General features: G+C 66.4%; 12 protein-coding genes and 3 rRNA genes. 13 read left to right on the top strand and 2 right to left on the bottom strand.

Annotation, left to right across the window (positions count from 1 at the left end):
* Positions 1 to 46 precede the first annotated feature (46 nt).
* From argC to argH, 6 genes are read left to right on the top strand one after another with little or no spacing between them, the layout of a single operon-like run.
* A complete protein-coding gene (gene argC, locus AB3M82_RS12690; RefSeq protein WP_412958302.1) occupies positions 47 to 1,111 on the top strand; it encodes an N-acetyl-gamma-glutamyl-phosphate reductase in 1,065 nt (354 codons plus the stop codon).
* Positions 1,108 to 2,265 (top strand): bifunctional glutamate N-acetyltransferase/amino-acid acetyltransferase ArgJ, encoded by a 1,158-nt coding sequence (argJ, locus tag AB3M82_RS12685; protein ID WP_412958301.1) that lies wholly within the window; start codon positions 1,108 to 1,110, stop codon positions 2,263 to 2,265. The genes argC and argJ overlap by 4 nt, the downstream gene beginning before the upstream one ends.
* Positions 2,262 to 3,161 (top strand): acetylglutamate kinase, encoded by a 900-nt coding sequence (gene argB / locus AB3M82_RS12680; RefSeq protein ID WP_412958300.1) that lies wholly within the window; start codon positions 2,262 to 2,264, stop codon positions 3,159 to 3,161. Before argJ ends, argB begins: the two co-directional genes overlap by 4 nt.
* On the top strand, positions 3,158 to 4,363 hold the full coding sequence (locus AB3M82_RS12675; RefSeq protein ID WP_412958299.1) for an acetylornithine transaminase: 1,206 nt from the start codon (positions 3,158 to 3,160) through the stop codon (positions 4,361 to 4,363). Before argB ends, AB3M82_RS12675 begins: the two co-directional genes overlap by 4 nt.
* Positions 4,360 to 5,310 (top strand): ornithine carbamoyltransferase, encoded by a 951-nt coding sequence (gene argF / locus AB3M82_RS12670; protein ID WP_412958298.1) that lies wholly within the window; start codon positions 4,360 to 4,362, stop codon positions 5,308 to 5,310. Before AB3M82_RS12675 ends, argF begins: the two co-directional genes overlap by 4 nt.
* Positions 5,307 to 6,737 carry an argininosuccinate lyase gene (gene argH / locus AB3M82_RS12665; protein WP_412958297.1) on the top strand — a complete coding sequence of 477 codons (1,431 nt, stop codon included), beginning with the start codon at positions 5,307 to 5,309 and terminating at the stop codon, positions 6,735 to 6,737. The genes argF and argH overlap by 4 nt, the downstream gene beginning before the upstream one ends.
* A gap of 27 nt (positions 6,738 to 6,764) precedes the next feature.
* Here the strand turns inward: argH and AB3M82_RS12660 are convergent, their stop codons facing one another.
* Positions 6,765 to 7,352, bottom strand: coding sequence for a DUF1349 domain-containing protein (locus tag AB3M82_RS12660; RefSeq protein WP_412958296.1), 588 nt, complete (start codon positions 7,350 to 7,352; stop codon positions 6,765 to 6,767).
* Between the two features lie 59 nt (positions 7,353 to 7,411).
* Between AB3M82_RS12660 and AB3M82_RS12655 the strand changes: the two genes are divergently transcribed.
* The 4 genes from AB3M82_RS12655 to AB3M82_RS12640 are packed head-to-tail and all read left to right on the top strand — an operon-like array spanning position 7,412 to position 11,000.
* Positions 7,412 to 8,056, top strand: a complete 645-nt coding sequence (locus tag AB3M82_RS12655; protein WP_412958295.1) for a SatD family protein — start codon at positions 7,412 to 7,414, stop codon at positions 8,054 to 8,056.
* Positions 8,053 to 8,856 carry a hypothetical protein gene (locus AB3M82_RS12650; RefSeq protein ID WP_412958294.1) on the top strand — a complete coding sequence of 268 codons (804 nt, stop codon included), beginning with the start codon at positions 8,053 to 8,055 and terminating at the stop codon, positions 8,854 to 8,856. Before AB3M82_RS12655 ends, AB3M82_RS12650 begins: the two co-directional genes overlap by 4 nt.
* 28 nt (positions 8,857 to 8,884) lie before the next feature.
* The gene (gene tyrS / locus AB3M82_RS12645; protein WP_412958293.1) at positions 8,885 to 10,186 is read left to right on the top strand and encodes a tyrosine--tRNA ligase; all 1,302 of its coding nucleotides are present in this window, start codon (positions 8,885 to 8,887) and stop codon (positions 10,184 to 10,186) included.
* A 22-nt stretch (positions 10,187 to 10,208) separates the two neighbouring features.
* Complete coding sequence (locus tag AB3M82_RS12640) at positions 10,209 to 11,000, top strand: DUF4184 family protein (RefSeq protein ID WP_412958292.1); 792 nt, start codon at positions 10,209 to 10,211, stop codon at positions 10,998 to 11,000.
* Here the strand turns inward: AB3M82_RS12640 and AB3M82_RS12635 are convergent.
* Positions 10,985 to 12,310, bottom strand: a complete 1,326-nt coding sequence (locus tag AB3M82_RS12635) for a CoA transferase (RefSeq protein WP_412958291.1) — start codon at positions 12,308 to 12,310, stop codon at positions 10,985 to 10,987. The genes AB3M82_RS12640 and AB3M82_RS12635 overlap by 16 nt on opposite strands.
* A gap of 592 nt (positions 12,311 to 12,902) precedes the next feature.
* Between AB3M82_RS12635 and AB3M82_RS12630 the strand changes: the two genes are divergently transcribed.
* The 3 genes from AB3M82_RS12630 (at position 12,903) to rrf (ending at position 18,169) form a co-directional block, all read left to right on the top strand.
* Positions 12,903 to 14,425 (top strand): 16S ribosomal RNA (locus AB3M82_RS12630).
* Between the two features lie 418 nt (positions 14,426 to 14,843).
* Positions 14,844 to 17,945, top strand: a 23S ribosomal RNA gene (locus tag AB3M82_RS12625).
* 107 nt (positions 17,946 to 18,052) lie between these two features.
* Positions 18,053 to 18,169, top strand: a 5S ribosomal RNA gene (gene rrf, locus AB3M82_RS12620).
* Together the 16S, 23S and 5S rRNA genes form the textbook arrangement of a ribosomal RNA operon.
* The last annotated feature ends 390 nt before the right edge of the window (positions 18,170 to 18,559 follow it).

The raw sequence follows: 18,559 nt of genomic DNA, 5'->3' as shown, positions 1-18,559 counted from the left end.
TGTCGCCGCCCCGGTCCCCGACAGCCCCGACCGTTAAGGTAGAAGCATGACGTACTCCGTCGCCGTCTCCGGCGCATCCGGCTACGCGGGCGGCGAGATCCTCCGCCTCCTCGCGGCGCATCCCGACATCGAGATCCGCACCGTGACCGCGCATTCGAACGCCGGACAGCCGCTCGTCGAGCACCAGCCGCATCTCCGCTCGCTCGCCCACCTCACCCTGCAGGACACGACGCCCGAGACACTGTCCGGGCACGACATCGTCTTCCTCGCCCTTCCGCACGGCCAGTCCGGTCAGTACACCGACGCACTCGGCGACACCCCGCTCGTCATCGACGCGGGGGCGGACCACCGCCTCACCAGCCCGCAGGCGTGGGACGCCTTCTACGGCGGCGACTTCCACGAACCCTGGGCATACGGGGTGCCGGAGCTTCCGGTGGGACCGGGCCGGCAGCGCGAGGTGCTGCGGGCGGCGACGCGCATCGCCGCGCCGGGATGCAACGCATCGACCGTGAGCCTCAGTCTCGCCCCCGGCGTCGCGGCCGGCGTGATCGATCCCGGCGACATCGTGGCCGTGCTCGCGGTGGGACCGTCTGGTGCGGGCAAGAGCCTCAAGACGAACCTGCTGGCGAGCGAGATCCTCGGATCGGCGAACCCCTACGCCGTGGGCGGCACGCACCGGCACATCCCGGAGATCCGTCAGGCGCTCGCGGCCGCCCTGCCCTCGACGGAAGCGTCGGATGCCGACGGCATCCGTGTCTCCTTCACGCCCGTCCTCGTGCCGATGGCCCGCGGCATCCTCGCCACGTGCAGCGCCCCGATCGCCGGCGGCGCGTCGGACGAGGAGATCCGCGCGGCCTGGGAGCGCGGATACGGCGACGAGACGTTCGTCCAGGTCCTGCCGGCGGGGAGCTTCCCGCGCACCGCCGACGTGATCGGGGCGAACACCGCGCTGATGGGCCTCGCGATCGACCGGGCAGCCGGGCGCGTCACGGTCATCACCGCCGTCGACAACCTCGTCAAGGGCACCGCCGGCGCCGCCATCCAGTCCATGAACATCGCGCTCGGCCTCCCCGAGGACCGCGCCCTCTCAGTGAACGGAGTCGCCCCGTGAGCGTCACCGCCCCCGCAGGATTCGAGGCGGCCGGCGTGGCCGCCGGTCTGAAGTCGACCGGCAGGCCCGACGTCGCGGTCGTCGTCAACCGCGGACCCCGCAAGGTCGGCGCGGCGGTCTTCACGAGCAACCGGGCCAAGGCGAACCCGATCATCTGGTCGCAGCAGGCGGTGGCCGATCGGGTCGTCGAGGCGATCGTCCTGAACTCCGGCGGCGCCAACTGCTTCACCGGGGCCTTCGGGTTCCAGACGACGCATCAGACGGCCGAGAAGGCCGGCGAGCTCCTCGGGGTGAGCGCCGGCGACGTGCTCGTGTGCTCCACCGGGCTGATCGGCACCGGCGACGAGGTGTTCCGCAGCAAGGTCCTCGCCGGCACGGAGGCCGCGATCACCGCGCTCAGCGCACAGGGCGGCGACCAGGCGGCCGAGGCCATCATGACCACCGACACCGTCGCCAAGACGGCGGTCGTCACCCGCGACGGTTGGACGATCGGCGGGATGGCGAAGGGGGCGGGCATGCTCGCACCCGGGCTGGCCACCATGCTCGTCGTGCTCACGACGGACGCCGACCTGGAGCCCCTCGAGGCCGATGCGGCGCTGCGCGCGGCGACGGGGGTCACGTTCGACCGGCTCGACTCCGACGGATGCATGTCGACCAACGACCAGGTCACGCTGCTCGCCAACGGCGCGAGCGGGATCCGGCCCGACATCGAGGCGTTCCAGGCGGCGCTCTCGGGGCTGTGCCAGGAGCTGGCCGTGAAGCTCCAGGGAGACGCCGAGGGAGCGAGCCACGACATCACGATCGAAATCCGGGGCGCGGCCTCCGAGCAGGATGCCGTGGAGGTCGGGCGCTCCATCGCCCGCAACAACCTCTTCAAGGCGGCGATCTTCGGGAACGACCCGAACTGGGGCCGCGTGCTCGCCGCGATCGGCACCACCTCCGCGCGCTTCGACCCCTACGACGTCGACGTCGTCATGAACGGCGTGCGCGTCTGCACGGCGGGCGGCCCCGACCGGCCGCGCGACGAGGTCGACCTGACCCCGCGGGCGACGCACCTCGTCGTCGACCTGCGCGTGGGAGACGCCACGGCGACGATCCTCACGAACGACCTCACGCACGACTACGTGCACGAGAACAGCGCGTACGCCTCATGACCGACATCCAGGACACCCCGGCCGACGTCGCCGCGCAGAAGGCCGCCACCCTCATCGAGTCCCTGCCGTGGCTCAAGACGTTCCGCGACCAGATCGTGGTCGTCAAGTACGGCGGCAACGCCATGGTCTCGGACGAGCTCCAGGACGCGTTCGCGCAGGACATCGCCTACCTCCGGTACGTGGGCGTGCAGCCGGTCGTCGTCCACGGCGGCGGTCCGCAGATCTCCGACATGCTCGGCCGTCTCGAGATCCCGAGCGAGTTCAAGGGCGGATACCGGGTGACGAACACCGAGGCGATCGGTGTCGTTCGCATGGTCCTCACGGGACAGGTGAACCCGCAGCTGGTGTCGAAGATCAACTCGCACGGCCCGATCGCCACGGGTCTCAGCGGCGAGGACGCCGGACTGTTCGGCGGGCGGCGCCGAGGTGTCGTGATCGACGGGGAGGAGGTCGACCTCGGTCGTGTGGGCGATGTGGTGCAGGTCGATCCGACCGCGGTCATCGACCACCTGAGCGCCGGACGCATCCCGGTGATCTCCAGCATCGCCCCCGATCTGGACCACCCGGGTCAGACGCTGAACGTCAACGCGGATGCCGCGGCCGCCGCGCTCGCCATCGCGCTGGGCGCCCGCAAGCTCGTGATCCTCACGGACGTGCCCGGCCTCTACGCGGACTGGCCGAATCGCGACTCCCTGGTCTCGCACCTGACGTCGTCCGCTCTGGTCGACATGCTGCCGAGCCTCGAGTCGGGCATGATCCCCAAGATGCGCGCCTGCCTCGACGCGGTCGAGAACGGGGTGGACGCCGCGGCGATCATCGACGGGCGCGTGCCGCACTCGGTGCTCGTCGAACTCTTCACCAGCAAAGGAATCGGAACGGAAGTGGTGGCAGGATGACCATCTGGCAGGACGACGCGGACCGCGATCTCGTCCTCAACGCGGGAGAGCGCCTCGCGCTGCTGATCCGCGGCGAGGGCTCCTATCTGTGGGACTCCGAGGGCCGACGTCACCTCGACTTCCTCGCCGGCATCGCCGTGACCTCGCTGGGCCACGCCCACCCGGTGTTCGTCGAGGCCGTGTCCCGGCAGGCGGCGACGCTCGCCCATGTCTCCAACTACTTCGCGACGCCTCCGCAGCTCGCCCTCGCCGCGCGCCTCAAGCGGCTCGCCGGTGCCGGGATCGGCGGCCGGGTCTTCTTCTCGAACTCCGGCGCCGAGGCCAATGAGGCCGCCTTCAAGCTCGCCCGCCTGCACGGCGGCGCCGAGAGGCCGCGCATCCTCGCACTGGAGAACGGGTTCCACGGGCGCACGATGGGCTCGCTCGCGCTGACCGCGAAGCAGACCATGCGGGCTCCGTTCGAGCCGATGCCCGGCGGCGTCGAGCACATCCCGGCGACCGTCGAGGCGCTCGAGGAGGCTCTGGACGATCGCGTCGCGGCCGTCTTCGTCGAGCCGATCCAGGGGGAGGCCGGCGTCGTGGAGCTCCCCGAGGGCTACCTGGCTGCGGCCCGCTCGCTCACGCTCGCGCACGGCGCGCTCCTCATCGTCGACGAGATCCAGACCGGCGCCGGACGCACGGGCGGCTGGTTCGGCTTCTCTCACGAGGGCATCACCCCGGACGCGATCACGCTCGCGAAGGGCATCGGGGGAGGGTTCCCGATCGGCGCCCTGGTGACCTACGGCGCCGCGAGCGACCTCTTCACGCCCGGGTCGCACGGCTCGACCTTCGGGGGCAATCCGCTCGCCACCGCCGTCGCGGACGCCGTGCTCGCGGAGATCGAGGACGCCGGTCTGGTCGACAACGCCGCACGCCGCGGGACCGAGCTGCGCGAGACCATCCTCGACCTCGGATCGCCCCTGGTGACCGGCGTGCGCGGCCGGGGACTGCTGATCGGCGTCGCGCTGAGCGAACCCGTCGCCGGCGAGGTCGTGGCCGCGGCGCAACGGCACGGGCTGATCGTGAACGCCGCCAACCCCGAGACCGTGCGCATCGCGCCGGCGCTCACCATCGGCGATGCGGAGATCGCCGAGTTCCGCGAGCTGTTCGCCGCCGCGCTCGCCGATGTGCACTCCGCCCACCCCGGAAAGGTTCTCGCATGACCCGCCACCTCCTTCGCGACGACGACCTCTCGCCCGCCGAGCAGAGCGAGATCCTCGACCTGGCGATCGAGTTGAAGAAGGACCGCTGGGCCGACAAGAGCCTCGCCGGTCCGCAGACCGTGGCGGTCATCTTCGACAAGTCGTCCACTCGCACGCGCGTCTCCTTCGCCGTGGGCATCGCCGACCTCGGCGGCTCGCCGCTGATCATCTCGACGGCCAACAGCCAGCTCGGCGGCAAGGAGACCCCGTCCGACACGGCGCGGGTGCTCGAGCGCCAGGTCGCCGCGATCGTCTGGCGCACCTACGCCCAGTCGGGACTGGAGGAGATGTCGGCCGGCACCCGGGTCCCCGTGATCAACGCGCTCTCCGACGACTTCCACCCCTGTCAGCTGCTCGCCGACCTCCTGACCATCCGCGAGCACAAGGGCGATCTCGCCGGGCTGACCCTCACGTTCTTCGGCGACGGCCGCAGCAACATGGCGCACTCCTACGCGCTCGCCGGCGTCACGGCGGGCATGCACGTGCGCATCGCCTCGCCGGCCGACTATGCGCCGCGGGCCGACGTGGTCGAGGCGGCCGACCGCCGGGCGGCGGAGACGGGCGGATCGATCACGCTGCTCACCGATCCGGTCGAGGCGGCCGCCGGCGCCGACGTCATCGTCACCGACACCTGGGTCTCGATGGGCAAGGAGGAGGAGAAGATCGCCCGCATCCGCGACCTGGGCGGCTACAAGGTCACCGGCGAGACCATGGCGCTGGCCGGACCGGACGCGATCTTCATCCACTGTCTGCCGGCCGATCGCGGCTACGAGGTCGACTCCGAGGTCATCGACGGGCCTCGCAGCGTGGTGTGGGACGAAGCCGAGAACCGGCTCCACGCGCAGAAGGCCCTCCTGGTCTGGCTCCTCCGCCAGAACGCCCCCCGACGTGAAGGAGCAGGCGCATGACCGGCGGCACGCACGAGGGCACGAACGAGGGAGCCCTGTGGGGCGCCCGCTTCGCCAGCGGCCCGTCAGCGGAGCTGGCCGAGCTCAGCAGGTCGACCCACTTCGACTGGATCCTCGCTCCGTACGACATCGCGGGATCGCTCGCCCACGCGACGGCGCTCGAGGCGGCGGGCTACCTGGAGGCCGAGGAGGCCGCTCGGATGCGCGAGGGGCTGGAGGCGGTCGCCCGCAAGGTGGCGGACGGGACGCTCCGCCCGATGCCGACCGATGAGGACGTGCACGGCGCGCTGGAGCAGGCGCTGATCGCCGAGGTCGGACCCGAGCTCGGCGGGCGCCTGCGCGCCGGCCGCAGCCGCAACGATCAGATCGCCACCCTCATCCGGCTGTATCTGATCGACCATGCGAGCGTCATCGCCCGCGACATCCTCCGGGTGATCGATGCGCTGGTCGCGCAGGCCGAGGCGCACTCCGATGCGATCCTTCCGGGGCGCACGCACCTGCAGCACGCGCAGCCGGTGCTGCTGTCCCACCACCTCCTCGCACACGGGTGGCCGCTCGTGCGGGAGCTCGAACGGCTGGTCGACTGGCGTCGGCGTGCCGGCGTCTCCCCGTACGGCGGGGGAGCCCTGGCCGGCTCGACGCTGGGTCTCGATCCGTCGCTCGTGGCCGCGGAGCTGGGCCTCGACCGTCCGGCGGAGAACTCGCTCGACGGCACCGCCGCCCGCGACGTCGTCGCGGAGTTCGCCTTCGTCACGGCGATGATCGGCGTCGACATCTCGCGCCTCGCGGAGGAGATCATCCTCTGGAACACCCGGGAGTTCGGCTTCGTCACGCTCGACGACGCCTACTCGACCGGGTCGAGCATCATGCCGCAGAAGAAGAACCCCGACATCGCCGAGCTCGCCCGCGGCAAGTCGGGGCGCCTGATCGGCAACCTGTCCGGTCTGCTCGCCACGCTCAAGGGCCTTCCGCTGGCCTACAATCGCGACCTCCAGGAGGACAAGGAGCCGGTGTTCGACTCGGTGCGGACGCTCGAGGTCGTGCTCCCGGCGTTCGCCGGGATGATCGCGACCCTGCGCTTCGACACGGATCGGATGGCCGAGCTCGCGCCGCAGGGCTTCTCCCTCGCCACCGATGTGGCCGAATGGCTGGTGAAGCGCCGCGTGCCCTTCCGCGACGCGCACGAGATCTCCGGCGCGCTCGTGCGCGCCTGCGAGGAGGAGGGCATCGGTCTGGAGGATGCGTCCGACGAACTGCTCGCCCGCGTGTCGCCGCATCTGACCCCCGAGGTCCGCGCGGTGCTCACCATCGAGGGCTCCGTCGCCTCTCGCACGGGGGTCGGCGGCACCGCTCCCGAGCGGGTCGACGAGCAGCGTGTCGAACTCGTCACCCGGGCGCAGGCCGCGGCCCACGCCCTCGGTCTCTGAGTCCGCCGAGGACGACCGCTTCCGACGTCAGTGCAGCGCGGCGTCGGCGGCGGTCCGCACCCAGCGGGTGAAGGTCACGGTGAGGCCCGCGCGGGTGGGTGCCGCCAGGAGCGGACCGGCGGAGGCCGGCGCCGCGCCGTCGAACGGGGCCACCCGCACCAGGCGCCACTCCGCGTGCTCGGCGCGCGCCCGCACGATGACGGCATCCGGCCAGCGGCTGAGGCGGACGGTGATGTCCGACCCCATCCAGTCGTCGGCTCGGCCGAGGGACCAGTCGGAGCTGCCCCGCGTGACGACGGCGCCGACTCCCAGGTGCCCGTCGGCGAACTCGATGCCCGCCTTCACCCAGTTCTCCGCGTCCGCGCGGAGGAGGATCCCGGCCTGATCGAACTGGCCGCTCCACGGCGCACGGAAGGTGACCTCCATGGCCTCGCCGACGCCGAGGGGAGCGAGGAGCGCGTGCTCGTCTGCATGCACGAAGCCGTAGGCGGTGTGACGCCACGCATCGCTTCCCTCGGCCGCGGCGGCGACGAGTGCTCCGTCGTGTTCGGCGATGGTGATCGGGCGACGGGTCCAGGTTCCCGCGGTCCACGGGATCATGTGCGTATCCGGCATATTCCGAGACTATAGCCCATTTGGGCATAAACCCGACATATTCCTGATATGGTTATCCCATGGTCATCGCAGTGATCGCCGACATCGTCGGCTCCCGGTCCCTCCGCGACCGGACCGCAGCCCAGCGCACGTTGGAGCGCACGATCGCACGGGTGGAGGCGGAGGCACCGTCGGCCGTCCAGCCGCTCACCCCGACGGTCGGCGACGAGCAGCAGGGCGTCTACCCGCAGCTCGCCGACGCCCTCGCCGCGCTGCTGATGATCCAGCTCGCCCTGCCGGACGGCGTCGGCTTCCGGTTCGGCATCGGCGTCGGCGACATCCGCGCCGTCGACTCGGCGCACACGGATCTGTCGGACGGTCCTGGCTGGTGGGCAGCGCGCGAGGCCATCGAGATCGCGCACGCCCGCGAGCGACGCGCCGTCCCGCGGTCGCGGAGCTGGATTGTCGGCGCCCCGGAGCAGACTGAGGTCATGGAGTCCACGATCCGCGCGTCCAACGCCTACCTGCTCGTGAGGGATGAGCTGGTCGGAGCGATGAGCGAACGCGAACGGCGTCTCACGTACGGCCGACTGCTCGGCCGCTCCCAGGAGGAGATCGCCGACGAGGAGGGCATCACGCAGCCGAGCGTGTCGAAGTCGCTCCGACGGGCGGGGTCCCAGGCCGTGATCGACGGGCTGGCCGCCCTTCGAGGAGGAGCGTCATGATCCTCACCGGGCTGATCCTGCTCGCGGTCGGTCTCGCCGACCTGGTGCGGCGTTTCGCCCCGCGGCGGTGGATCGGGTACCTCGTCGTCGCCGTCCTCCTCCTGCTGCTCGGAAGCGTCGCCGACGCGCTCCTGCCCATGGTCGCGGCGCTCGCCGCCGGCGCCCTCTGGGTGTGGAGCATGCCCGACGACCGTCCCGCGCGCGCGGGGTTCTGGCCGGCCGTCGCACTCGCCGCGGTCAGCGTCGTCGCGGTCGTCGTCGGAGGAGACCGGGGAGGGAGCGGCCTGGTCGGCGAGGTCTGGCGCCTGGAGTCCCCCTGGGGCCCCCTCTCGTTCGATCTGGCCGTCCTGGCGCTCGGCGTCGCGGCCTTCCTGCTCGAATCCTCCAATCTCGTCGTCCGTGCCGCGCTGGACGGCGAGCACACGTGGCGTCCGACCGAGCAGATCCCCGACACGGCTGCGGCAGTGACGGAGACCCCGGTGACGGATACACCGGCGACGGAGCCCGTGGCGACCGCGCCGGCGACGGCATCCGCTCCCGCGCTCGACCGACGGGGCGCGTTCCAGGGCGGCCGGCTCATCGGACCGCTCGAGCGGCTGCTCGTGCTGCTGCTCACCCTGGCAGCCGCGTATCCGCTGCTCGCGGCGATGCTCGCCGCGAAGGGCATCGTGCGCTTCCCCGAGATCTCCCGAGACGGTGAGACCGGGGCGCGGGCGGAGTACTTCCTGGTGGGCAGTCTGGTGAGCTGGGTCATCGCCCTCGGGGCGGCGTTCCTCGTGTGGTGGGCGGCGCACAGCTGACACCCCGGGCGCTGATAGCCTGGAGCGCGTGTCTGATCCCGCTCTGACGACTGCGACGCCGGCGATCGACCCCACGTTCGAGAACGTGTGGGACGAGCTCGTGTGGCGTGGCCTCGTCCACGTGTCCACCGACCAGGAGGCGCTGCGCGCCCTGCTCGCCGGGGATCCGATCACGTATTACTGCGGCTTCGACCCGACCGCGCCGAGCCTGCACCTCGGCAACCTCGTGCAGCTGCTGACCCTGCGGCGCATCCAGCTCGCGGGTCACAAGCCGCTGGGCCTCGTCGGCGGATCCACCGGGTTGATCGGCGACCCGCGCCCGACGGCCGAGCGCACCCTCAACACGCCCGAGACCGTCGCCGAGTGGGTGGGCCGCCTGCGGGCACAGGTGGAGCGCTACCTGAGCTTCGAGGGCGACAACGCCGCCCGTATGGTGAACAACCTCGACTGGACCGCGCCGATGTCGGCCATCGAGTTCCTGCGTGAGATCGGCAAGCACTACCGCGTGGGCACGATGCTGAAGAAGGATGCCGTCGCGGCGCGTCTGAACTCGGACGCCGGCATCAGCTACACCGAGTTCAGCTACCAGATCCTGCAGGGCATGGACTACCTCGAGCTGTTCCGCCAGTACGACTGCGTGCTCCAGACCGGAGGCTCCGACCAGTGGGGCAACCTCACGAGCGGGACCGATCTGATCCACCGGGTCGAGGGCGCGTCCGTGCACGCGATCGGCACCCCGCTGATCACGAACAGCGACGGCACGAAGTTCGGCAAGAGCGAGGGCAACGCCATCTGGCTCGACGCCGAGATGTGCAGCCCGTACCGCATGTACCAGTTCTGGCTGGGCACGGCCGACGCCGATGTGGTCGACCGCCTCAAGGTCTTCACGTTCCTCAGCCGCGCCGAGATCGAGGAGTACGCCGCGCTCGTCGAGTCCGAGCCCTTCCGTCGTGCCGCTCAGAAGCGGCTGGCGCTCGAGGTCACGGCGACGGTCCACGGAGAGGACGCCGCGGCTGCGGTGATCGCCGCGTCCGAGGCGCTGTTCGGCCAGGGCGACCTGACGACGCTCGACGCGTCGACGCTGCGCACCGCGCTCGAGGAACTGCCCCATGCCGCCGTCGAGCGCGGGTCGCCCGTGGTCGAGGCGCTCGTGGCGACCGGGCTCGTGGCGAGCCTGTCGGAAGCGCGCCGCGCCATCGCCCAGGGCGGTGTGTCGCTCGACGGCGTGCGGGTGGACGACGACTCGGCGACCGTGCGGGGAACCCTTCCCGGTGGGGTGTCGGTGCTGCGCCGAGGCAAGAAGACGCTCGCCGGCGTCTTCCCGTCCTGATCCCGGCGCCGCAGGTCGACGGATGCCGTTCACGCCGAGTCATGCGGTCGTGGCGCTGCCGTTCGTGCGTACCCCGCTCGTGCCGGCGGCGATCGCGATCGGGGCGATGACGCCGGACCTCCCGTTGTTCCTGCGAGGGTTCGGGCTGAACTACGCGTTCCTGCACGGCTTCGCGAACGTGGTCTGGACGGCTCTGCTCGCCTTCGTGCTCTTCCTGGTCTGGCGGGTGGTACTCCGTCCGGCGTCGCTCGACCTGGCGCCCGGGTGGCTGGCGCGGCGGCTGCCGTCGGAGTGGAGCGAGGGCGGGGTAAGCGCGGCGGGCCGAGCGGTCGGCCGGGGGGAGCGACGCGGGTTCCCGGTGCTGCTCGCGGTCTCGCTGGTGCTCGGCGTGCTCTCCCACATCGCCTGGGATCTGTTCACGCATGAGGGCCGCTGGGGCGTGGACCTCGTCCCCGCACTCGCGCAGGCGTGGGGACCCCTGCCCGGCTACAAGTGGCTGCAGCACGGATCGAGCGTGATCGGGCTTGCGATCCTCGGGATCTGGGCGGTCCTGCGCCTGCGTCGGACCGCGCCGCGGATCGGTTTCGCATCTCGGACGCCGGTGGCCGTCCGCCTCAGCTGGTGGCTGTCGCTTCCCGTCCTGCTCGCGGGGGCGTGGGTGTGTGGCCTCGCGGCGCTCGGGCCGCTGACGGCGGACTTCACCGTCGCGCACCTCGCCTATCGGGTGCTGCCCCCGGCGTGCGCGCTCTGGGCGGCGATCACGCTGGTCCTCTGCCCGGTGCTCGCGATGCGCCGCCCTCACCAGGCGGGCTGATCGAGACCCCACGGACGAGGCGGCGCGTAGTCCCTCCCGGGCAGCGCGGATGCCGCGGTCGTGACGACCCGTCCGCCGACCACGAACCGGTCGACGTGCGGGGCAGAGTCGATCGGCGGGAGTGCGGGAGGCTCGTCCGCCCGCGGCATCCCGAGCAGTTCCGCAGCGATACGGCGCAACGACGTGCGCACAGCCCACGTGCCGGCCTCGCGCTCCCGTCGACGGACGAGCGACAGGGTCGCCGCGGCCAGGAGGTACCCGGCGCTGTGGTCGAGCGCCTGTGCGGGGAGCGCTCCGGGGCGTGAGCCGTCGGGTGACTCGATCCAGGCGATCCCCGATTCCGCCTGGACGAGGCTGTCGAAACCGGCGCGGGACGGGTGATCGAGCCCCCAGGCGCTGAGCTGGGCCACGACGAGATGGGGGTGGCGGTCCGCGAGCGACTCGACATCCAGCCCGAGGCGGGTCAGCGCCGATGGGCGGTACCCCAGGACGACGACGTCCGCGGCGGCGAGCAGTTCCTCCATGCGGGAGGACCGGGCGTCGAGCACGGTCGATCGCTTGCCCTGGCCGGTGTCGAGGTGCTGCCACTCGGGTTCGGGAAGACCCGGGGGATCGACGCGCAGCACATCCGCACCCCACAGGGCGAGCGTGCGCGTCGCGATCGGGCCCGCGATGACGCGGGTGAGGTCGACGACGCGGATGCCGTCGAGCGGAAGCGCGTCCCTCGATCGTGGGGTCGAGCGATGACCGCGGGGGAGGGTCCGGGCGCGGCGGTGGCCACCGGGCCGGTGGCTCACTGCGAGGAGGGGAGTGTCGCGGAGCCGGGCGTCCGTCTCGGGATCCTCCGCCGACACCTTCACGCCGAGCGCGCCGTGGACGGCGAGGTCGCGGAGGATCTCGTCGGTGGGGAGCCGCAGGAGTGCGCGCTCGAGGTCGTCCGGCGCGGCGGCGGGAGGCAGTCGCAGGGCAGCGCACAGGCGCGCGGCGTGATGCGGATAGTTCGCGTGGGTGCGGATCCAGCCGTCGCCGGTCCGCCAGAACCCGGACAACGGAGCCCACACCGGCGGTTCGGCGCCGTCGATCCGCAGGACGCGCTCGCTCCGGTAGGCGACGGCCGTGCGCTCCGGGTCGGGCAGCGCATCTCCGGTCCCCGCCAGCAGGGAGGCGGCGGTCACGCTCGACCACGCGAGGAGTCCGGTGGCGAGGCGGGACGCGAGCGGTGCCGTCGACGTCTCGATGGTGTCGGCCCGCGCCCGCAGGACGGGTTCGTCGAGGTCCGCCAAGACGCGGGAGAGGAGGGGGGATCCCATGCGCTCGATCGTATTCCCGGCGCGTCGCGCGACGAAAGCCCCGCTGACCGGGACGAATGCCAGCTGTCGGCGTCTGCGACACGCCCGGGCGGTGGGCCCCGATTTGCCAGACCTCCCGGATCCGCGTAACTTATTACTTGTTCGCCCCACAGGGAAGCGGAGAGGCCGAGAGCCTCACCCCCCTCAAGCGGAGAACAAATCCCACTCCTTCTTCTCTCTTGAGAGATCAGACGCTTGCGTCTAGGATGGGATACCCACCTCATCTACGGCCGCTTCGGCTGTGCAGTGGATCCTCGATCCGCTCGACACGCCGATTTGACAGGCGAGATGAGATGGGTAAGATAGAGAAGTTGCCCTGCGGGCCTGGTTGTGATGGCTGGGTCGTGGGAGCATCCGATCCTTGAGAACTCAACAGCGTGCACTTGTCAAATGCCAAATAACCTCGATTCAGCTTCGGCTGGATGAGATTCCTTTGGATCAAAGACCGACCTCCTTTGTGGGGTTGGCAACGGATAGTCAGCAATGAATATCTCTTTGGTCAGCATCAAACTCGCTGCAGTCCGGTTTTTCCCCGGGGTGTATGCATTTCTTTTTTACGGAGAGTTTGATCCTGGCTCAGGATGAACGCTGGCGGCGTGCTTAACACATGCAAGTCGAACGGTGAAGCCCAGCTTGCTGGGTGGATCAGTGGCGAACGGGTGAGTAACACGTGAGCAACCTGCCCCTGACTCTGGGATAAGCGCTGGAAACGGCGTCTAATACTGGATATGTGACGTGACCGCATGGTCTGCGTTTGGAAAGATTTTTCGGTTGGGGATGGGCTCGCGGCCTATCAGCTTGTTGGTGAGGTAATGGCTCACCAAGGCGTCGACGGGTAGCCGGCCTGAGAGGGTGACCGGCCACACTGGGACTGAGACACGGCCCAGACTCCTACGGGAGGCAGCAGTGGGGAATATTGCACAATGGGCGAAAGCCTGATGCAGCAACGCCGCGTGAGGGATGACGGCCTTCGGGTTGTAAACCTCTTTTAGCAGGGAAGAAGCGAAAGTGACGGTACCTGCAGAAAAAGCGCCGGCTAACTACGTGCCAGCAGCCGCGGTAATACGTAGGGCGCAAGCGTTATCCGGAATTATTGGGCGTAAAGAGCTCGTAGGCGGTTTGTCGCGTCTGCTGTGAAATCCCGAGGCTCAACCTCGGGCCTGCAGTGGGTACGGGCAGACTAGAGTGCGGTAGGGGAGATTGGAATTCCTGGTGTAGCGGTGGAATGCGCAGATATCAGGAGGAACACCGATGGCGAAGGCAGATCTCTGGGCCGTAACTGACGCTGAGGAGCGAAAGGGTGGGGAGCAAACAGGCTTAGATACCCTGGTAGTCCACCCCGTAAACGTTGGGAACTAGTTGTGGGGTCCATTCCACGGATTCCGTGACGCAGCTAACGCATTAAGTTCCCCGCCTGGGGAGTACGGCCGCAAGGCTAAAACTCAAAGGAATTGACGGGGACCCGCACAAGCGGCGGAGCATGCGGATTAATTCGATGCAACGCGAAGAACCTTACCAAGGCTTGACATATACGAGAACGGGCCAGAAATGGTCAACTCTTTGGACACTCGTAAACAGGTGGTGCATGGTTGTCGTCAGCTCGTGTCGTGAGATGTTGGGTTAAGTCCCGCAACGAGCGCAACCCTCGTTCTATGTTGCCAGCACGTAATGGTGGGAACTCATGGGATACTGCCGGGGTCAACTCGGAGGAAGGTGGGGATGACGTCAAATCATCATGCCCCTTATGTCTTGGGCTTCACGCATGCTACAATGGCCGGTACAAAGGGCTGCAATACCGTGAGGTGGAGCGAATCCCAAAAAGCCGGTCCCAGTTCGGATTGAGGTCTGCAACTCGACCTCATGAAGTCGGAGTCGCTAGTAATCGCAGATCAGCAACGCTGCGGTGAATACGTTCCCGGGTCTTGTACACACCGCCCGTCAAGTCATGAAAGTCGGTAACACCTGAAGCCGGTGGCCTAACCCTTGTGGAGGGAGCCGTCGAAGGTGGGATCGGTAATTAGGACTAAGTCGTAACAAGGTAGCCGTACCGGAAGGTGCGGCTGGATCACCTCCTTTCTAAGGAGCATCTGACCCTTCGGGGTCCAGAACCCAGATCGAAGGCGTACGTTCTTCGCTGGGAGCTCATGGGTGGAACATTTGACATGGTGTGAAGGATGTTGTCTTTCTCTAGTACGCCGCTTGCGGTGGGAACGGGGAGGGTGGCGGAGGTCGCACCTGCACGCTGTTGGGTCCTGAGGGACCGGATGCGCTTCAGCCCCGTTGGGGGTTGGGAGCAGTCGGTTACTCTGGGCCTCTTGTTGTTTGTCCGGTGGGCAGGCGAGGAGGGGTACCGCCCGTACTTTGAGAACTACACAGTGGACGCGAGCATCTTGCAACCGGCTTTTGCTGGTTGCGTTAGATGATCTTAAAGATCATTAGTCAATTTCTGATTCAGTCTTCGGACTGGTCGGGTTTTTGATTCGAACTCATGTGATTTCAAGTCTTTAAGAGCAAACGGTGGATGCCTTGGCATCTGGAGCCGAAGAAGGACGTAGCAATCTGCGATAAGCCTCGGGGAACTGATAAGCAAGTTTTGATCCGAGGGTGTCCGAATGGGGAAACCCCGCTGGGCGGCGTGCCGACCTAGTGACTCCCGCCTGAATATATAGGGCGGGTAGAGGGAACGTGGGGAAGTGAAACATCTCAGTACCCACAGGAAGAGAAAGCAACCGCGATTCCGTTAGTAGTGGCGAGCGAAACCGGATCAGGCTAAACCTAGCGTGTGTGATAGCCGGCAGGCGTTGCACGTTGGGGGTTGTGGGACTTTTCAGTCATTTCTGCCGAGATGGCGGCGTTACAAGAAGGTATAGACGAACGGTCTTGAAAGGCCGGTCATAGAGGGTGCCAACCCCGTAGTCGAAATGCTTCTCTTGGCGCGAAGAGTATCCCAAGTAGCACGGGGCCCGTGAAATCCCGTGTGAATCTGTCAGGACCACCTGATAAGCCTAAATACTCCCAGATGACCGATAGCGGACAAGTACCGTGAGGGAAAGGTGAAAAGTACCCCGGGAGGGGAGTGAAATAGTACCTGAAACCGTTTGCTTACAAACCGTTGGAGCACCCCTGGTAGGTGTGACAGCGTGCCTTTTGAAGAATGAGCCTGCGAGTTAGCGATATGTGGCGAGGTTAACCCGTGTGGGGTAGCCGTAGCGAAAGCGAGTCTGAATAGGGCGATTCAGTCGCATGTCCTAGACCCGAAGCGAAGTGATCTATCCATGGCCAGGCTGAAGCGACGGTAAGACGTCGTGGAGGGCCGAACCCACTTAGGTTGAAAACTGAGGGGATGAGCTGTGGATAGGGGTGAAAGGCCAATCAAACTTCGTGATAGCTGGTTCTCTCCGAAATGCATTTAGGTGCAGCGTTGCGTGTTTCTTGCCGGAGGTAGAGCTACTGGATGGCCGATGGGCCCTACAAGGTTACTGACGTCAGCCAAACTCCGAATGCCGGTAAGTGAGAGCGCAGCAGTGAGACTGTGGGGGATAAGCTTCATAGTCGAGAGGGAAACAACCCAGACCACCAACTAAGGTCCCAAAGCGCGTGCTAAGTGGGAAAGGATGTGGAGTTGCTCTGACAACCAGGAGGTTGGCTTAGAAGCAGCCACCCTTGAAAGAGTGCGTAATAGCTCACTGGTCAAGTGATTCCGCGCCGACAATGTAACGGGGCTCAAGCACGCCACCGAAGTTGTGGCATTGACATTATTGGTAGGCCTTCGTGGTCCAGCCGTGTTGATGGGTAGGAGAGCGTCGTGTGGCCAGCGAAGCGGCGGGGTAACCCAGCCGTGGAGGCTACACGAGTGAGAATGCAGGCATGAGTAGCGAAAGACGTGTGAGAAACACGTCCTCCGAAAGACCAAGGGTTCCAGGGTCAAGCTAATCTTCCCTGGGTAAGTCGGGACCTAAGGCGAGGCCGACAGGCGTAGTCGATGGACAACGGGTTGATATTCCCGTACCGGCGAAGAACCGCCCAAACTAATCCAGTAGTGCTAAACGTCCGAAGTCACTCACCGGATCCTTCGGGATCCACCGGGTGGTGGAGCACGTGACCCCGTTCTGGTGCGGTTAGCGTATTAACAGGTGTGACGCAGGAAGGTAGTCCAAGCCAGGCGATGGTTGTCCTGGTGCAAGTGCGTAGGCCGAGAGATAGGCAAATCCGTCTCTCATGAGGCTGAGACACGATGCGGATAAAAAGTGGATGATCCTATGCTGCCGAGAAAAGCATCGACGCGAGGTTCTAGCCGCCCGTACCCCAAACCGACTCAGGTGGTCAGGTAGAGAATACCAAGGAGATCGAGAGAATCGTGGTTAAGGAACTCGGCAAAATGCCCCCGTAACTTCGGGAGAAGGGGGGCCTTCGACGTATTAGGACTTGCTCCGAAAGCGTTTGGAGGCCGCAGAGACTAGTGGGTAGCGACTGTTTACTAAAAACACAGGTCCGTGCCAAGTCGCAAGACGATGTATACGGACTGACGCCTGCCCGGTGCTGGAAGGTTAAGAGGACCGGTTAGCCGCAAGGCGAAGCTGAGAATTTAAGCCCCAGTAAACGGCGGTGGTAACTATAACCATCCTAAGGTAGCGAAATTCCTTGTCGGGTAAGTTCCGACCTGCACGAATGGCGTAACGACTTCCCAACTGTCTCAACCGCGAACTCGGCGAAATTGCATTACGAGTAAAGATGCTCGTTACGCGCAGCAGGACGGAAAGACCCCGTGACCTTTACTACAGCTTGGTATTGGTGTTCGGTGTGGCTTGTGTAGGATAGGTGGGAGACTGTGAAGCATGGACGCCAGTTCATGTGGAGTCATTGTTGAAATACCACTCTGGTCACTCTGGATATCTAACTTCGAACCGTAATCCGGTTCAGGGACAGTGCCTGGTGGGTAGTTTAACTGGGGCGGTTGCCTCCCAAAAAGTAACGGAGGCGCCCAAAGGTTCCCTCAACCTGGTTGGCAATCAGGTGTCGAGTGTAAGTGCACAAGGGAGCTTGACTGTGAGACTGACAGGTCGAGCAGGGACGAAAGTCGGGACTAGTGATCCGGCAGTGGCTTGTGGAAGCGCTGTCGCTCAACGGATAAAAGGTACCTCGGGGATAACAGGCTGATCTTGCCCAAGAGTCCATATCGACGGCATGGTTTGGCACCTCGATGTCGGCTCGTCGCATCCTGGGGCTGGAGTAGGTCCCAAGGGTTGGGCTGTTCGCCCATTAAAGCGGTACGCGAGCTGGGTTTAGAACGTCGTGAGACAGTTCGGTCCCTATCCGCTGCGCGCGTAGGAAGTTTGAGAGGATCTGACCCTAGTACGAGAGGACCGGGTTGGACGAACCTCTGGTGTGTCAGTTGTTCCGCCAGGAGCACCGCTGATTAGCTACGTTCGGGATGGATAACCGCTGAAAGCATCTAAGCGGGAAGCCGGCCTCAAGATGAGACTTCCATACCTTCGGGTGAGAGGCTCCCAGCCAGACTACTGGGTTGATAGGCCAGATGTGGAAGCACGGTAACGTGTGCAGCTGACTGGTACTAATAAGCCGATGACTTGATAACACACCGTTCGTTGGTGCTTGCGTCCACTGAGTGGTTCTCGATGTACGGTCGAGAACCGCATAACAACAATGACTTTGTTATGTGTTTGATTGAAACATCAATAGTGTTTCGGCGGCCATAGCGTGAGGGAAACGCCCGGTTACATTCCGAACCCGGAAGCTAAGCCTCACAGCGCCGATGGTACTGCAGGGGGGACCCTGTGGGAGAGTAGGACACCGCCGGACTCCTTTTAGTGAAATGGCCACCCAACGCTGGGTGGCCATTTTGCGTTTTACAGCGCGTTACAGATAGGAATCATCATGCCGGAAGACGAAGAGCGCCGCCCGCGTCGCAACGACGACAGGGGATCGCGCGGCAGTCGTCCTTCGGGTGATCGCTCCGCTGCGCCTCGTCGTGAGGGAGGGTACAACCGTGACTCCGGCCAGCGTCGTGAGGGCGGGTACAACCGTGACTCCGGTCAGCGCCGTGAGGGCGGGTATAGCCGTGACTCTGCGCCTCGGCGTGAGGGCGGCTACAACCGCGACTCCGCGCCTCGGCGTGAGGGCGGATACAACCGCGACTCCGGTCAGCGCCGTGAGGGTGGCTACAACCGTGACTCCGGTCAGCGTCGTGAG

The organism is Microbacterium californiense (assembly GCF_047246625.1).
GTDB lineage: Bacteria > Actinomycetota > Actinomycetes > Actinomycetales > Microbacteriaceae > Microbacterium.
The sequence above is the reverse complement of the archived record's forward strand: the minus strand, read 5'-3'. Positions and strand labels throughout refer to the sequence as shown.

Bases quoted from the DNA above. Each gene is read 5' to 3' on its own strand.
- argF (WP_412958298.1), top strand. From the start codon at position 4,360: ATGACCCGCCACCTCCTTCGCGACGACGACCTCTCGCCCGCCGAGCAG.
- AB3M82_RS12640 (WP_412958292.1), top strand. From the start codon at position 10,209: ATGCCGTTCACGCCGAGTCATGCGGTCGTGGCGCTGCCGTTCGTGCGT.
- AB3M82_RS12660 (WP_412958296.1), bottom strand. From the start codon at position 7,352: ATGCCGGATACGCACATGATCCCGTGGACCGCGGGAACCTGGACCCGT.
- argB (WP_412958300.1), top strand. From the start codon at position 2,262: ATGACCGACATCCAGGACACCCCGGCCGACGTCGCCGCGCAGAAGGCC.
- AB3M82_RS12635 (WP_412958291.1), bottom strand. From the start codon at position 12,310: ATGGGATCCCCCCTCCTCTCCCGCGTCTTGGCGGACCTCGACGAACCC.
- AB3M82_RS12650 (WP_412958294.1), top strand. From the start codon at position 8,053: ATGATCCTCACCGGGCTGATCCTGCTCGCGGTCGGTCTCGCCGACCTG.
- AB3M82_RS12675 (WP_412958299.1), top strand. From the start codon at position 3,158: ATGACCATCTGGCAGGACGACGCGGACCGCGATCTCGTCCTCAACGCG.
- AB3M82_RS12655 (WP_412958295.1), top strand. From the start codon at position 7,412: ATGGTCATCGCAGTGATCGCCGACATCGTCGGCTCCCGGTCCCTCCGC.
- argH (WP_412958297.1), top strand. From the start codon at position 5,307: ATGACCGGCGGCACGCACGAGGGCACGAACGAGGGAGCCCTGTGGGGC.
- argC (WP_412958302.1), top strand. From the start codon at position 47: ATGACGTACTCCGTCGCCGTCTCCGGCGCATCCGGCTACGCGGGCGGC.